The sequence below is a fragment of the Dyella silvatica genome, from assembly GCF_026283955.1.
Taxonomy (GTDB): domain Bacteria; phylum Pseudomonadota; class Gammaproteobacteria; order Xanthomonadales; family Rhodanobacteraceae; genus Dyella_C; species Dyella_C silvatica.
The window spans coordinates 1-16,929 of sequence record NZ_JAPDPE010000023.1; the positions used below are offsets into that span (position 1 = coordinate 1).

Here is a 16,929-nt window from a genome sequence, read left to right on the forward strand (position 1 = left end):
CATGGTCGGCCGGTCGGCGCCTGATCAATTGCTACGGTCCCACCGAAGTCACCGTGGATGCGTTGATCTCCGCGCCGATCCAATACGCGGCAGCGGTTGAACATGGATCGGCCACGCCGGTGCCACTCGGCGAGCCGGTACAGCTGGCTCGCGCCTATGTGTTAGACCAAGCCTTGCAAGCGGTGACTGACGGTCAGGAGGGCGAGCTGTACCTGGCCGGCCCGGGACTCGCGCGCGGTTACCTGCATCGCGCGGCGCTGAGCAGCGAACGCTTTGTCGCCGACCCATATGGGCCGCCGGGTACGCGCATGTATCGAAGCGGCGATCGGGTTCGGTTGCAGGATGGCCAGCTGAGCTTTGTCGGCCGCGCGGACCAGCAGATCAAATGGCACGGCTTGCGCATTGAGCCGGGTGAGATCGAGGCCGGCCTGTTGCGCGAGCCGGACGTCACCCAGGCGGCGGTCGTGCTGCGCGAAGATCGCCCAGGCCACAGGCAACTGGTCGGCTATGTGGTACGCGCAGCGCGGGAGCATGATCCCGCGCCAGCTAGCGAGCTCGCCGAATCGGCCAAGCTCAGCGAGTGGCAGGCCTTGCATGACAGCTTCTACGCCGAGCAGGCCGAACTGGCCGGCGCGGAAGATTTTACCGGCTGGGATAGCAGCTACGACGGCGCACCGATTGCTTTGCAGCACATGCGCGAATGGCGACAAGCCACGGTCGATCGAATGCTGGCACTGCAGCCGGGCCATGTGCTGGAAATCGGCGTGGGCTCAGGGCTGATCCTGTGGCAGCTGGCGCCGCATTGCCGCAGCTATTGGGGCACGGATTTTTCCTCGCCGGTGATCGATTCGCTGCGCGAACGGGTTGAGCGTGACCCGCCGCTGCGCGGGCGGGTACAACTGCGGCATCAACCGGCGGATGACCTCAGCGGCCTGCCACGCGATTATTTCGACACCATCGTGATCAACTCGGTGATCATGTATTTCCCCAGTGTGGATTATCTGCTGCGGGTGTTGCGCCAATGCATGGCGCTGCTCGCCCCAGCAGGGCGCATCTATCTGGGGGACATCCGCAACTTGCGCCTGCTGCGTTGTTTCGCCACCGCGACTGCCTGGCCGCGCGCGATGCACGCGCCAAGCAGCCTGAGCGAAACCCGGCGCGCCATCGATCAGGATGTACTGCTCGAAACCGAACTACTGCTTGACCCGGCTTTCTTCACTGCGTTGACCGAGCACATCGAAGGCATCGCCGGCGTCGACATCCAGCTCAAGCGCGGTCGTTTCCACAATGAACTGACCAGACACCGCTATGAGGTAGTGCTGCACAAGCAAGGCGCCGCAGCGATGTCCTTGGCCGGTGGCACCGAACTGACTTGGCTGAAGGAGGTGCATTCGCTGGATGGCCTGCGGGACTATCTCGTCCGCGTGCGGCCGGCGCTTATGCGCTTAACTGGCATTTCCAATGCCCGCCTGGCTGACGAGATCGCTACCATGCATGCGGTTTGGACGGCCATCGACGGCGAGGATCTGGCACAGCAGCTGGCCAACAACGATCGGGTCGCCGCAGCGCTGGATCCGGAAGACGTGTGTGCGCTTGGCGAAAGCGTCGGTTACCGCGTCGCGATCACCTGGACCGGCGACGGGGCAGGGGATCGCTTCGAGGCGGTGTTTTTCGCGCAGGACACGCAGCGATGGCGGCCGCTCACCGATATTTATCGCAGCCCGCGGCATGCTGCTGCATCGCTAAGCGCTTATGCCAACCGGCCCGATACCGGGCGAGATGCTCGCGCCTGGGTCGCCATGCTGCGGCGCAAGCTTGCCGAGCGGCTGCCCGACCATATGGTGCCCGCGACGATAGTGGTGTTGCCAAGCTTGCCGTTGACGGCGAACGGCAAGCTCGACCGCGCCGCGCTGCCGGCACCTGAAACCGGGCGGCACGATAGTCGCGCTCCCCGCACGCCGCAGGAACAAACCCTGGCGACGCTGTTTGCCGAGGTTCTGGGCCTGGCGCGTGTAGGCATCGATGACAACTTCTTCGATCTGGGTGGCCATTCGCTACTGGCTACCCGCCTGGTCAGCCTGATTCGTCAGGCGTTAGGTATCGACTTACCGATTCGCGCACTGTTCGAGGCCGCCACCGTGGCCACGCTTGCGCCGCAACTCGAACGGGCTCGACGCTCGACCCGCACCCCGCTACGCCCCATGCGAACCTAAGGGCAGGAGCCCACCATGATCCCGATGTCTTTTGCGCAACAGCGCTTGTGGTTTCTCAGCAAACTCGATGGGCCTAGCGCCACCTTCAACGTGCCGATGGCGCTCTACCTGGATGGCCCGTTGGACGCGGCGGCGTTAAAGGCCGCGATGCTGGACCTGATCGAACGACACGAAAGCCTGCGTACCTGCTTTGCCGATGACGATGGCATCGGGCGGCAGATCATTCTTCGAGCAGAAGAAGTCGATCTGGTTTTCGAACAGCTCGATGTGCCCGAAGATGCGCTGGATGACGCGATGCGGCGCTTCAACGCATATTGTTTCGACTTGGAGCGCGACATTCCGCTGCGCACCGGCTTGTTCCGGCTGGCGGCCGAACGGCACGTGCTGTTGCTGCTGGTTTATCACATCGCCAGCGACGGCTGGTCGTGGGCGCCGATGGTGCGCGATATCGCCCAGGCTTATACGGCGCGACGAAGTCAGCAGGCGCCGGGCTGGCAGCCGCTGCCGGTGCAATATGCCGACTACAGCTTGTGGCAGCGCGAATGGATGCTGGAGGAGTCCGACCCGGACAACGATATCGCCAGGCATCTTGCCTACTGGAAAAAGACGCTGGCCGAGCTGCCCGAGCAATTGAATCTGCCTTTCGACCGGCCACGCCCGGCACGTGCCTGCCAACACGGCGACGCGATCCGCGTGCATATCGATGAAGCCACTACAAGACGCCTGCACGATTTGTCGAGAAGCGCGCGTGGCAGCTTGTTCATGACCCTGCACGCATCGGTAGCGGCGCTGCTTTCCAAACTGGGTGCCGGCTACGACCTGCCGATCGGCACCCCGGTCGCCGGGCGCGGCGACGAAGCCTTGAATGATTTGGTCGGCTTTTTTGTCAACCTGCTGGTATTGCGAACGGACACTTCCGGCAACCCGAGCTTTCGCGAGCTGCTTGCGCGCATCCGCGATGCCGATCTGGATGCTTATGCACATCAGGATCTGCCCTTCGAACGCGTGGTCGATATCGTCAACCCGGCACGCCACTCATCGCAGCATCCGCTATTCCAGGTGGCGGTCGTATTGCAGAATAATCGGGACGCGGTGTGCGACATACCCGGCCTGTCGGTACAGCCGAAGTTCCTGGTGACGGATACCGCCAAGTACGATCTGACCTTCGACTTCAGCGAGCTGTATGACCGGGATGGTCGCGCGGCCGGTCTGGATTTTCAGCTTGAGTACGCCAGCGAGCTTTTCGACCCCGCTACGGTGCAGCGTTTCGCCAATGGCTTGCTGCGCGTGCTGGCACAAGTCATCGATCATCCGGATCGAGCGATTGGCGAAATCGATCTGCTCGACGCGCAGGAACGCCGCCAGCTGCTGCACGATTGGAACGATACCAGCCATGCCGTTCCCTCCGGCACCTTGCCCGAGTGGTTCGAGGCACAAGTGGCGCGCACACCGGACGCCATCGCGGCCAGCGAGGGTTCCCATGCGCTGAGTTATCGCGAACTCGATGCCGGCGCTAACCGGTTGGCGCATCATCTGCGCCAGCGCGGCGTGGGCCCCGACGTGCTGGTCGGTCTGTGTCTGCCGCGCTCGCTCGAATCGCTGGTAGCGACCTTAGGCATTCTCAAGGCGGGCGGCGCCTATCTTCCCCTCGATCCGGATTATCCCAGCGAGCGCCTGCTGCATATGCTTAATCAGGCGAGGGCATCGGTGCTGGTGACACGTGCCGATGTTGCCGGGCGATTGTCTTTCCAGGGGATTGAGCAGGTGCTGCTCGATAGTCATTGTCAGGATATCGAGCGGCAGCCGGATAGCGCGCCATCGACGCAGGGTTTGCAGCCAGAGCATTTGGCGTACGTGATGTATACCTCCGGCTCTACCGGCATGCCCAAGGGGATCGCGGTCAATCACCGCAATGTGATCGAACTGGCGCAGGATCGACGCTGGCGCGGCGACAGCCAGCAGCGGGTGCTGATGCACTCTGCGCAGGTGTTCGATGCGCATACCTATGAAATGTGGGTGCCATTGCTGGCGGGCCGGCAAATCGTGCTGGCGCCGCCCGGCCGGACCGATGTCGCGGTGCTGGCTCGGCTGATCGAGCAGCAGCGAGTCACCGCGTTGTTTCTGACCACGGCACTGTTCCGGCTATTGGTGGAGGATCACCTGGCATGCCTGGCCGGGCTGCGTACCGTGTGGAGCGGCGGCGAGGCGGCGGTACCGCAGGTGTTCCAGCGGTTGCTGCAGCATTGTCCACAGATCGAGGCGGTGAACGTATACGGCCCCACCGAAACCACCACCTTCGTCACCAGTTTCAGCATGCGGGCCGCCGATCGGGTAGCTGCCGGGCCGGTGCCGATTGGCGCACCGATGGATAACACGCGGGTTTATGTGCTCGATGCCGCCCTCAAGCCGGTGCCGATGGGCGTGGCGGGCGAGCTGTATCTGGCCGGTGAGGGGCTGGCGCGAGGCTATCTGGGCCACCCGATGCTGACCGCGCAACGCTTCGTCGCGTGTCCTTTTGGCAAGCCTGGCGAGCGCATGTATCGCAGCGGCGATCTGGTGCGATGGCGAATAGACGGCCAATTGCTCTACGTCGGCCGTACCGACCAGCAGGTAAAAATTCGTGGCTTCCGGGTCGAATTGGGCGAAATCGAGGCGGCGTTGAGCGAACACTCCGCCGTGCGCCAGGCGCTAGCCATCGTGCGCGAAGACCAGCCCGGCCAGCGGCAATTGGTGGCTTACGTCGTGGCGGCACCCGACGCGGTCATCGACCCGGCCGCCTTGCGCCGTGCTCTGGCCAGCAAGATGCCGGAGTACATGGTGCCGGCGGCGATCGTGTCGCTGGAAAGCCTGCCCTTGACTGTCAACGGCAAGCTCGATCGCCGTGCGCTACCCGCGCCGGATTTCCAGATAAGCAGCGGCAGGGATCCGCAGACGGCGGAAGAAATCGCCTTGGCGCCATTGTTCGCCGAGGTGCTCGGGCTCGAACGAGTCGGGGCGGAAGACAGTTTCTTTGACTTGGGCGGCCACTCGCTACTGGCCACCCAGCTGATCAGCCGTATCCGCTCCAGGCTAGGCGTGGAGCTGCCGATCCGCAGCTTGTTCGAGGCGCCGACGGTGGCCGAGCTGGCACTGCGCCTGCAGCAGGCAAAGCCGGTGACGCGCAAGCCGCTGCGTCCGATGCGGATCAAGGAGTAATGACGATGATTCCCTTGTCGTTTGCGCAACAACGTCTGTGGTTTCTGCATCGGTTGGAGGGGCCAAGCGCCATCTACAACATTCCACTGATCTTGCATCTGGACGGCCCTTTGGATGTGCCGGCCCTGGACGCTGCGCTGGCCGATGTGGTCGCCAGGCATGAGAGCCTGCGCACGGTATTTACCGAGACAGATGGCATTGCGCAGCAGCTGATACGCGAAGGGGCCGCGGCGCGGCTCATGCTCGAACGCGCCATCGTGCCGGCCGAGGCGCTCGACCAGGCCCTGCGCGATGCGGTGAGTTATCGCTTCGATCTGCGTCGCGAGCTGCCGATGCGGGCAAGTCTGTTCGAGCTTGGCTCGGAGCAGCATGTGCTTTGCCTGCTGACCCACCATATCGCCAGTGATGGCTGGTCCTGGGGGCCGTTGGGTCGGGACCTGGCCGCTGCCTATGCGGCTCGTCGCGACGGCAAGCTAGCGGACTGGACGCCGCTGCCGGTGCAGTATGCCGATTACAGTTTATGGCAGCGCGAATGGATGGCGCAGGAGACCGAAGCGGATAGCGAGACCGCCCAAGACGTGGCCTATTGGACCTCTGCCCTGGCTGACCTGCCGGAGCTGTCGAACCTGCCGACGGATCGGCCCAGGCCGCCGCTGCCGAGTCACGTGGGAGCTCACCTCGGTTTCTCGATCAGCGCCGACATTCATCGCCGCCTGCTGGCGCTGGCGCGTGAAAGCCATGCCAGCCTGTTCATGGTGTTGCACGCCGCGGTGGCAGCGCTGCTGTCTTCGTTGGGCGTAGGCAACGATATCGTCCTGGGCTCGCCGGTTTCCGGTCGCAACGACGAGGCCCTGGAAGAGCTCATCGGCTTTTTCGTCAACATCCTGGTGCTGCGCCTGGATACCTCGGGTGAGCCGAGCTTCCGCACGCTGATCGCCCGCGCACGCGATACCGACCTGGAAGCGTACACACATCAAAACCTGCCCTTCGAGCGGCTGGTCGAAATCGTCAATCCGACACGCTCGTCCTCGCACCACCCGTTGTTCCAGACCAAACTGATGCTGGAAAACAATACCCGTTCGACCTGGCAATTGCCGGGTTTGACGGTGCGTCAACAGCATCTGGACAGCGATACCGCGCGCTGTGACCTGGGCTTTAATTTTCTGGAGAACTTTCTGCCGGATGGCACGCCGGGCGGGCTCGAATGCATCATCGAATTCGCTTGCGATTTGTTTGAAAAAGATAGCGTGGCGCGGCATGGCCGACGCATGTTGCGTCTGCTGGAGGTGGTTGCTCACGACCCGGACCTGAGCATCGGCGCGATCGAAGTGGATGACAGCGATTTGCGTCGGCAGGTGCTGCGCGAATGGAATGACACCGCACACCCGTCGACAGTGCAAACCCTGCCACAGCTGTTTGCGCAGCGCGTGCTGGAAGCCCCCGACGCCGTCGCGGCGGTATGCGACGGCGCCAGCCTCAGCTACGCCGAGCTGGAGGCAAGGGCCAACCAGCTGGCCCATCAGCTACGCAGCCTGGGCGTGGGGCCTGACGTCGTGGTCGGGGTCTGCCTGCGACGATCGCTGGATCTGCTGGTGGGCTTGCTTGGGGTGCTCAAGGCGGGCGGCGCCTATCTGCCGCTGGACGCGGAATATCCCACCGAACGACTGGCCTACATGATTAACGATGCCATGGTGCCGGTGCTGTTGACCGAGGACGCCCTGGTTGAGCAACTGCCGGCACACTGGGGCTTGTGGTTGCGTATCGATGCCGACGGCGCCGAGATCGCCATGCAGCCCACGAGCGCGCCGGATACCGGCCTGCAGCCCGCCCATTTGGCCTATGTGATTTACACCTCCGGCTCGACCGGGCAGCCCAAGGGCGTGGCGGTGACGCATCTCGGCATTCCCAATTTGCTGGCATGCCAGGTCGATGTGTTGGGGGCGGGCCGGCAGGCGCGCGTACTGCAATTTGCCTCGACCAGTTTCGACGCGGCGTTCTGGGAATTGTGCATGGGGGTGCTCTCGGGTGGACGCCTGGTGCTGGCTTCGTCGACCCAGTTGCAACCCGGCCCGGCGTTGACTGAGCTGATTGCGCGCGAGGGGATTACCCACCTTGCATTGACCCCGGCGGTACTTAGCCTGCTGCCGGAGCATGGGCTGCCCGCAACGGTCTCGCTGGTGGTGGCGGGCGAGGCGAGTTCCCAGGCATTGGTCCAGCGTTGGTCTCGACGGCTATCGATATTCAACTCCTATGGCCCTACCGAGGCCACCGTCTGCGCGACCTTGAGCGAGGCCTTGCAGGGCGATGAAACGCCGCCGATTGGCCGGCCTATCTACAACACCCAGATCTACGTACTCGACGCCGGCCTGCGTCCGACCCCGCAAGGGGTCACCGGTGAGGTGTATCTCGCCGGCATCGGACTGGCGCGTGGCTATCTCAATCGTTTTTCGCTGACGGCGGGGCGGTTCGTGGCCAACCCGTTTGGCGAGCCGGGCAGTCGCATGTATCGCACCGGCGATCTCGCGCGCTGGCGCAGCGATGGACAACTCGATTACATCGGACGCGTTGATCAGCAGGTGAAATTGCGCGGCTTTCGCATCGAGCTGGGCGAAGTCGAAGCGCAACTCATGAAGCACCAGGGCGTGGCGCAGGCGGTGGCGGTCATGCGCGAGGACCGTCCAGGCCATCAGCAGTTGCTGGCCTATGTGGTGCCCTCTGCCCATGGCGTGGATGTCGCCGTCTTGCGCGCCGCGCTGGCGTCGCAACTGCCCGACTATATGGTGCCCGCGGCGATTCTTTCATTGCAGGCCTTGCCCACCACACCCAATGGCAAACTCGACCGCAAGGCCCTGCCGGCGCCTACCTTCGCCAGCGATAAAGCCGGCACGGAGCCGCGCAACCCACAGGAGCGCATGCTGGCTGGCTTGTTTGCCGCTGTGCTGGGGCGCGAAACGGTGGCTATCGAGGACAGCTTTTTCGACCTCGGCGGCGATTCGATTCTGGCCTTGCAGCTGAAGGCGCAAGCCCAGCAGCAGGGCATTGGTTTCGAGTTGGCCACGCTGTTTGATCACCAAAGTGTCGCCGCCTTGGCCGGCATGGCCAGTTTCGATTCTATCGAGGCAGTCGGCGCCACCGCAGCGTTCGCCATGATATCGACGGCCGACCGGCAACGCCTGCCTGACGATGTGTTGGACGCCTATCCGCTCAGCCAGCTGCAGCTCGGCATGTTTTTTCACAGCGACTACGACAGCCATTCCACGCTTTATCACGCCTGCCTGGGTTTCGCGATCGAGCTGCCTTTCGATCGGGATGCGCTGCGCCATACGCTGGACGAGCTAAGCAGCCGTCATGAAATGCTACGCACCAGCTTTGCGCTTGATGGTTTCAGCGAGCCCTTGCAGCTGGTGCATGCGATGAGGTGCATGCGTTCGATAAGCAAGCCGTGCCGCTGTTCCGTGCCTGCGTGCATCGGCTTGGCGAAGGCGCTTTTCATCTCTCGGTCAGTTGCCACCATGCCATCGTCGATGGCTGGAGCGACAGCTGCCTGATCGCCGAATTGATGCAACGCTATCAGGCGCACTTGCAAGGTGCGGCGTTACCGGCACCGCCGCTGTCGGCGCATTACCGCGACTACATCGCGCTGGAGCGTGCGGCGATGGTTTCGCAGGAAAGCCGCGACTTCTGGAGCACATGGCTGCAAGGGGTCGAGCCAAGAAAGCCCCTATGCCTGCCGCCCGAGGATTCGCTTGCCGACCTTGCCATTCGTCTCAACCTGACCGTGCCGCTGCACATCAGCAGCGAGACGACAGCGGATCTGCTGGCCTTGGGTCAGCGACTGAAGGCGCCACTGAAGTCGGTACTGCTGGCCGCGCATATGGCGGCCTTAAGCATGCTGACCGGGCATTGCGATGTCCTCACCGGCATGGTGATCCATGGCCGGCCCGAGGTAGCGGATGGCGAAAAGCTGATCGGACTCTTCCTCAATTCGGTGCCGTTTCGTTTGCGGGTGGAGGGTGACAGCTGGAGTGGGCTGGTTCGGCGAGCGATGGAGGCAGAGCGCAACCTGCTGCCGCATCGCCGCTATCCGCTGGCCAGGATCATGGCGGACATCGGGCAGCGTGGGCTGCTCTGCGTGGCCTTCAACTACACCAATTTCCACGCCTACGACAAGCTTGGCGAGCTGGGCCGGCACCTGAGCGCGCAGGGCGGCGCCGGCGGTGACAACAGCTTTGCTCTGCAGGTCAATTTTCAGCTTAGCGAGACGGGCCTGGCGGCGTGGATCAGTGGCCATCGCACCAGCTACGACATGCCGACGCTGCAGCGTTACGCCGACTGCTACGAACGGGTCTTGCAAGCCATGGCCGGGCAAGCCGAGCAACCCATTCGTCGGATGAGTGCGCTGGGTGAGGGCGAGCGGCTGCGGCTACTGCAAAACGGCCATGCCACGGCTGGCGCCGATGGCGGCGCGCCGCCCGAGCATTTCGCCGAGCTGTTCGAACGACAGGCGAGGCAGACGCCCGAAGCCGATGCCGTCGCCTGCGCTGGCAGCACGCTCAGTTACCGGGCCTTGAACGCCAGGGCGAACCGCCTGGCCCGGGTGCTGCTTGCCGAAGGCGTGCGTCCCGGACAGATCGTCGCGCTGGCCTTGCCTCGCTCGATCGAGCTGATCGTGGCCTTGCTGGCAACGCTTAAATGCGGCGCCGCTTATTTGCCGTTGGATATGAATTATCCGCTGGACCGGCTCAGCCATATGTTGATGGACGCCTATCCGGCCAAATTGCTTTACGCGGGGAATGCCATCGCCGGCCTGGATGGCAGCCTCGTGCCGACGATGCGGCTCGATGAGGAAGCCACGGCAGCGGCGCTGGCAACCGCCAGTGAGCGCGACCTGGACGAAACCGAGCGTGTCGGCCGGCGACACCTGGCTGGGCCGGCTTACGTCATCTATACCTCCGGCTCCAGCGGACGCCCCAAGGGCGTCGTGGTCACCCACCAGGGCCTTGCCAGTCTGGCCGCCAGTCAGCGCCAGCATCTTGGCGCTGCCCCGGCACGGGTGTTGCAACTTGCCTCGGCCAGTTTCGATGCCTCGGTGTGGGAGCTGATGGCTGCCTTTGCCGGCGGCGGCTGTCTGGTGCTGCCACGCCCTGGTCCGCTGGCCGGCGATGAACTTGCCGAGGTTCTGCGTCAGCACGCCATCGACCATATCGTGATTCCGCCGGCACTACTGGAAACCCTCGACCCCGCAACGCTGCCGACTTCGCTGATGCTGGCGGTAGGTGGCGAGGCCTGTTCGCCGGCCTTGGTCGAGCGTTGGGCCGACGGACGCATCATGCTCAATGCCTATGGTCCGACCGAATCGACGGTGTGCGCGAGTATCAGCGATCGGTTGTCCGGTGCCCGCGCGCCGATCGGGCGCCCCATCGGCGGCACTCGACTCTATGTGCTCGATCAAACCTTGCAGCCGGTACCCGTTGGGGCGGCCGGTGAGCTCTACATCGCCGGCAAAGGTCTGGCGCAAGGTTATTTGCATCGCCCCGGCTTGACCGCGCAGCGCTTCGTGGCCGACCCATTCGTCGCCGGCGAGCGCATGTACCGATCCGGTGACCGCGTGCGCTGGTGCGGCGATGGTCAATTGGACTATCTCGATCGCACCGATCGACAGGTGAAAATCCGTGGCTTCCGCATCGAGCCGGGTGAAGTCGAAGCGGCTCTGCGGCATTTGCCGGGGGTGGCGCAGGCCGCGGTAGTGATGCGTGAAGACCGCCCCGGCCAGCGCCAATTAGTCGGCTATGTGGTGATTGCCGACACGACGCACCGCAGCGGTGAAGGGGAGGCCGATAGCTGGCGCCGGCAACTGGCCGAGAAGCTGCCTGAGTACATGCTGCCCGCGGCAGTGGTCGAGCTGGATGCCTTGCCATTGACCGCGAACGGCAAGCTCGATCGGGCGCTGTTGCCAGCCCCCGCTTATGCGGCAACCGATCTGCGGCTGCCAAGCAATCCGCAGGAGGCCACCCTGGCCGAACTGTTTGCCGAAGTGCTTGGGCTGGAGCAGCTAGGCATCGACGACAACTTTTTCGATCTGGGCGGGCACTCCTTGCTGGCGACCCGGCTGGTCAGCCGGATTCGTTCGGTCATGCAAGTGGAAATGCCGATACGGGTGCTATTCGAGGCGCCGACGGTGCTCGCGCTTGCTCGGCGTTTGCGCGGCCAGGGCGCGCTTCGCCAGGCGCTACGGCCGATGCCGCGACCGTCGCGCATTCCGTTGTCGTATGCGCAACGCCGGCTTTGGTTTATCCATCGCTTCGAGGGGCCCAGCGCGACCTACAACATTCCTTTGGCCCTGCGTTTGAACGGCAGCCTGGACGTAGGCGCCTTGCAGCTGGCACTGGCAGACCTGATCGAGCGCCACGAAAGCCTGCGCACCCTGATCGTCGATGGTGAGGGTGAGCCGTCGCAACGCATTCTGGCGGCAGAAACCGCACTTTCACGACTCACCGTCCATCATGTGGACGGCGAGGCTGCGCTGGCTGCCGCGTTGCAAGAAGCCGCGGGTCACCGCTTCGACCTGACCACGGAACTGCCGTTGCGTGTCAGCCTGTTCCGCGTCGACGCGCAGCGGCATGTCTGCTTGTTCTTGCTGCATCACATCGCCGGCGATGGCGCGTCGATGACGCCGCTGGCCCGCGACCTGGCTAGTGCTTACGCTGCCCGTCTGGCTGGCCTTGCGCCGGACTGGACCGCGTTGCCGGTGCAGTATGCGGACTACGCGCTGTGGCAGCGTGAGTTGCTTGGCGACGAAAACGATCCGCGTAGCGTCATCGCCGGCCAGTTCGATTACTGGAAGACCGCGCTGGCCGATCTGCCGGAGCAGTTGCCGCTGCCCAGCGATCGCCCGCGCCCGGTGGTGGCCAGTTATCGCGGCGATGTTTTGAGTTTCGATATCGATGCTGAGCTGCACCGGCGGCTGCTGGCGTTGGCACAGGCCAACGGCGCGACCTTGTCGATGCTGTTGCAGGCTGCGCTTGCCGCCCTGCTGACGCGGCTGGGCGCCGGCACCGACATCCCGCTGGGCAGTCCGCTGGCCGGACGGATGGACGATGCACTGACTGATCTGGTGGGTTTTTTCGTCAACACCTGGGTGCTGCGCGCCGATACCTCGGGCAATCCGGATTTCGTCACCTTGCTGGCGCGGGTGCGCGAGCGCGCCTTGGCCGCCTATGCACACCAGGACGCGCCGTTCGAGCGGCTGGTGGAGTTGATCAACCCGGTGCGCTCGACCGCGCATCATCCTTTGTTCCAGGTGGCGTTGGCGCTGCAAAACCTGAGCCGGGCCGATTTTGCGTTCTCGGGATTGCAGGTCACCGCCGAGCCCACCGGCACGCGCGCCGCCAAGTTCGATTTGTTCTTTGCGCTGGCCGAAAAGCCGGCCGAGCAGGGTGTGGCGCAAGGCCTGGAAGGCGAGGTCGAGTACGCCTCCGATCTATTCGAACGCGAGACGGTGCAGCGACTGGTCCAGCGTCTGCTCGGCTTGCTGGAAGCGGTGGCGCAGGATGCCCGGCAACCGATCGGCGCGATCGATTTGCTCGATGGCGATGAGCGCCGGCAACTGCTGCTGGATTGGAACGACACGGCACGTCCGCTGCCCCAGCCTGATCTGGCCCACTTGTTCGGTCAGCGGGCCGCGCGTCATCCCGATGCCATCGCCGTGGTCTGCGGGGAACACAGCCTTACTTACGGCCAGCTTGATCACCAGGCCGGATGGCTCGCCAGGCAGTTGCTCGAGCATGGCGTTGGGCCCGAGCGTGGCGTCGGTTTGTTGCAACTGCGCTCGCCGCAGCTGGTGATTTCGTTGGTCGCCGTGATCAAGGCCGGCGGCTTTTATGTGCCGTTGCATGCCCAGTACCCCGACCATCGACTCGCCCAGGTGCTACAGGAAACCGGCGCCGTGGTACTGCTGGCGGACCACAGCATCGAGGCTAGGCAGATCGAGCATCAAGCGATGCTGATCCGCGTGGATCAGCTCGATATAGACCAGCTCGAACTCGATGCGTCCGCTAGCCGCTTAGAGCGATCCGCGGCCTTCAGTTCGCCGGCAGCGCATCCGCAGCAACTGGCTTATGTGATGTACACCTCCGGTTCGACCGGCACGCCCAAAGGGGTGGCGGTAAGCCAGCAGGATGTCGTGGCGTTGGCATTCGATCGGCGCTTCCAGGGGGCAGGGCAGCAGTGTGTGCTGATGCATTCGGCGCAGGCCTTCGATGCCTCGACTTACGAGGTGTGGGTGCCTCTTCTGGGCGGCGGCCGCATTGCCATCGCGCCACCCGGTGAGCTGGACCTGGACGCGCTGACCCAGGCCATGGTGCGGCACCAGGTCTCCGCCCTGTTTTTGACCACCGCGCTGTTTGGTCTGCTGGTGCAGGAGCGGCCGAGCTGTTTTGAACGGGTGCGTGAAGTCTGGACCGGCGGCGAAGCCGCCGACCCCTCGGCGTTCCAGAAATTGATGGCCAGCCAGACCGGCCTCACGCTGATGCATGTGTACGGCCCCACGGAAAGCACCACCTTCGCCACCGCCTTCGCCATGCAGGCGCCTTATCGCGCCGAGCTTGGCACGCCGATCGGCATGCCGATGGACAACCGCCGCGCCTACGTACTGGATCAAGCCTTGCAGCCGGTACCGGTAGGTGTTGCCGGCGAGCTTTATCTCGCCGGCGAAGGTCTGGCGCGTGGTTATCTGCGCCGCCCGGCTCACACGGCGGAACGTTTTGTGGCGGATCCTTTCAGCGTGGGTGGCCGCTTGTATCGCACCGGCGATCTGGTGCGCTGGCGTGCCGATGGCGCGCTCGACTTTGTTGGCCGCAGCGACCATCAGGTGAAGATTCGCGGCTTCCGCATTGAGCCCGACGAAGCCGCGGCCGTGCTGCGGCGGCACCCGGCCGTGGCCCAGGCGGCGGTCGTGGTGCGCGAGGACCAGCCGGGTGAAAAGCAGCTAGTCGGCTACGTGGTGCTCGGCCATGAAAGCGAACGCCCGCGTGACACTGCGCAGGAGCAGGGGCAGGTCGACGAATGGCGAAACATCTACGACAAGCTCTACGGCGATTCGAGGGAACTGCCCTTTGGCGAAAACTTCAGCGGCTGGCAAAGCAGCTACAGCGGCGAGCCGATACCGCTGGAGGAGATGCGCGAGTGGCGTGACGCCACGGTGGAGCGCATCCGCATGTTGCAGCCGCGTCGCCTGCTTGAGATCGGTGTCGGCAGCGGCTTGCTGTTGTCACGACTGGCAGGGCATTGCGAAGCTTACTGGGGCACGGATTTCTCCGCGCCGACCATCGACACCTTGCGCAGTCAGCTGGCGCAGCAGGGCGAGCTGGGCGGGCGCGTTCATTTGCGTGCCCAGCATGAGTCCGCCGGCCTGCCTGCGGCCTACTTCGACACGGTGGTTATCAATTCCGTCTCGCAATATTTTCCCAATGCAGCTTATTTGCTCGAAGTGATCCAGACGGCGATGGAACTGCTGGTGCCGGGCGGTGCCTTGTATCTGGGCGATGTGCGTAACCTGGATTTGCTGATGAGCTTCGCCAGTGCGGTCGAATCGAGTCGGGCGGCGGCGGATACGTCGGCAGACGAATTGCGCCGACGTATCCGGCAAAGCGTGCTGGCGGAAAAAGAGCTGCTGCTCGCCGCGGAGTTTTTCTCCTTGTTGCCTTCCCGTTTGCCGGCCATCGCGGCGGTGGATATCCAGCTCAAGCGCGGCCATGCCGCCAATGAGCTGACGCGTTATCGCTACGAGGTGGTGCTGCGCAAGGCGCCGGTGTCGGCTTTGTCGTTGGCTGACGCGCCCCGACAGCCCTGGCATGACATGGGTGACCTCGGCACGCTGATGTCTTGGCTTAGCGAGCGGCGCCCTGCCAGCTTGCGTCTATGCCAGATCCCCAATGCCCACCTGGCCGGCGAGCTGGAACGGGCCCGGGACATTCAGACGGCCAAAAGTACGGAGTCGTTGCGCAAGGCGCCACCAAGCGCCACTGGCATCGAGCCGGAAGCGCTGCATGCACTGGGTAAGCAGGCCGGCTATCGCGTATGGCTTACCTGGGCTGGCGCCGCCGACGGCAGCATGGAGGCGCTGTTCGTCGATCCGGCACAGATCCATGCGGCCAGTCGTGCCGATGTGGCGCTCACCGATCTTTATCTGCCGCTGGCCGCGCCGCGCGATCTGGCTGCCTGCGCCAATGATCCGGCCAACTTCGACCAGCTCGCCGAACTGCGCCGCTATGCCGCCGAGCAGTTGCCGGATTACCTGATTCCGTCGGCCATCGTGTTGCTCGACCATTTGCCATTGACCTTGAACGGCAAGCTGGATCGGCAAGCCTTGCCCGCCGCGGATTTTTCCGGCGAACGCTATCGTGCGCCCCGTCATCCACAGGAGCAGGTGCTGGCCGGCCTGTTTGCCGAGGTGCTTGGTCTGCCGCGGGTCGGCATCGACGACAGCTTCTTCGATCTGGGCGGCCATTCGTTGTTGGCCATGCGCCTGGTCGGCAAGATGCGCAGCACGCTGGGGATCGATTTGTCGGTGCGAACGCTGTTCGAGGCGCCCACGGTTGCCGGCCTTGCCCTGCAACTACGCCGCGCCACCCATGCACAGACGCTGCTGCCATTGCGCTCGGCCGGCGCGGATCAGCCCTTGTTCTGTCTGCCCCCCGGCGGCAGCCTTTCCTGGTGTTACGCCGGGCTGGTCAGCCATATCGGCGCCGATTGCCCGATTTACGGCTTGCAGCCGCCCGAGGCGGATGGGGGGCCCATGCCGCATGCCCGCATCGAAGACGATGTGCGGCATTACGTCGAAGAGATCCGCCGGGTCCAGCCGCAGGGGCCGTATCGTCTGATGGGTTGGTCGATCGGCGGGCTCGTAGCCCATGCCATTGCCACCACCTTGCAGGCCACGGGAGAGCAGGTGAGTACGCTGGTAATCATCGACGCTTATCCGATGGCCGAGCTGGCGATCGACGGGGATATGGCCGCAGGCCATACGCGCTCGATACGGCGTAATGCGCTCAAAAGCATCCTGTCGGGATTCGGTGTCGGCGAGGAGGCGTGGCCGGAGCACGCGGACGATCATCGCCAGCTGCTGGACAGCCTGGTGGGCAAGGGGGCATTGCCCGCTGATGACCGGCCGATCATCACCCGCATGCTGCACGCCTTCGAGCGCAGCAGCACGCTTGCCGGCACCTTCGAGCCCAGCCCCTTCGACGGCGACCTGCTGTTTTTCCGTGCGGCGGTGGTACCGGACGAGCAATGGACACCCTCGGTCGATGCCTGGGCTCCCTATGTCACGGGGCGTATCGAAATCCACGACGTCCAGGCCGATCACTTCGGCATGCTGGACCAGGATGTGCGCGCACCGATCGGCCGGGTTCTGACCAGGACGCTTAACGCCTAACAAGCATGCCGATAAGCATGGACGGCTCCGCATCGGCAGCATGCCGCGGCGGAGCATCGAGCCGTTTTCTCTTTTTGCCAGGAAGCT

General features: G+C 64.2%; 4 protein-coding genes. All 4 read left to right on the forward strand.

What is annotated here, in order from left to right; translation table 11 throughout:
• The coding region (locus tag OUZ52_RS06675; RefSeq protein WP_266157603.1) for a phosphopantetheine-binding protein at positions 1 to 2,213 on the forward strand (2,213 nt) is incomplete at its 5' end.
• Positions 2,214 to 2,228: 15 nt separating this feature from the next.
• The gene (locus tag OUZ52_RS06680) at positions 2,229 to 5,408 is read left to right on the forward strand and encodes a non-ribosomal peptide synthetase (protein WP_266157604.1); all 3,180 of its coding nucleotides are present in this window, start codon (positions 2,229 to 2,231) and stop codon (positions 5,406 to 5,408) included.
• 5 nt (positions 5,409 to 5,413) lie between these two features.
• The gene (locus tag OUZ52_RS06685; RefSeq protein WP_266157605.1) at positions 5,414 to 8,956 is read left to right on the forward strand and encodes a non-ribosomal peptide synthetase; all 3,543 of its coding nucleotides are present in this window, start codon (positions 5,414 to 5,416) and stop codon (positions 8,954 to 8,956) included.
• Positions 8,872 to 16,842, forward strand: a complete 7,971-nt coding sequence (locus OUZ52_RS06690; protein WP_266157630.1) for a non-ribosomal peptide synthetase — start codon at positions 8,872 to 8,874, stop codon at positions 16,840 to 16,842. The genes OUZ52_RS06685 and OUZ52_RS06690 overlap by 85 nt, the downstream gene beginning before the upstream one ends.
• Positions 16,843 to 16,929: the final 87 nt, after the last annotated feature.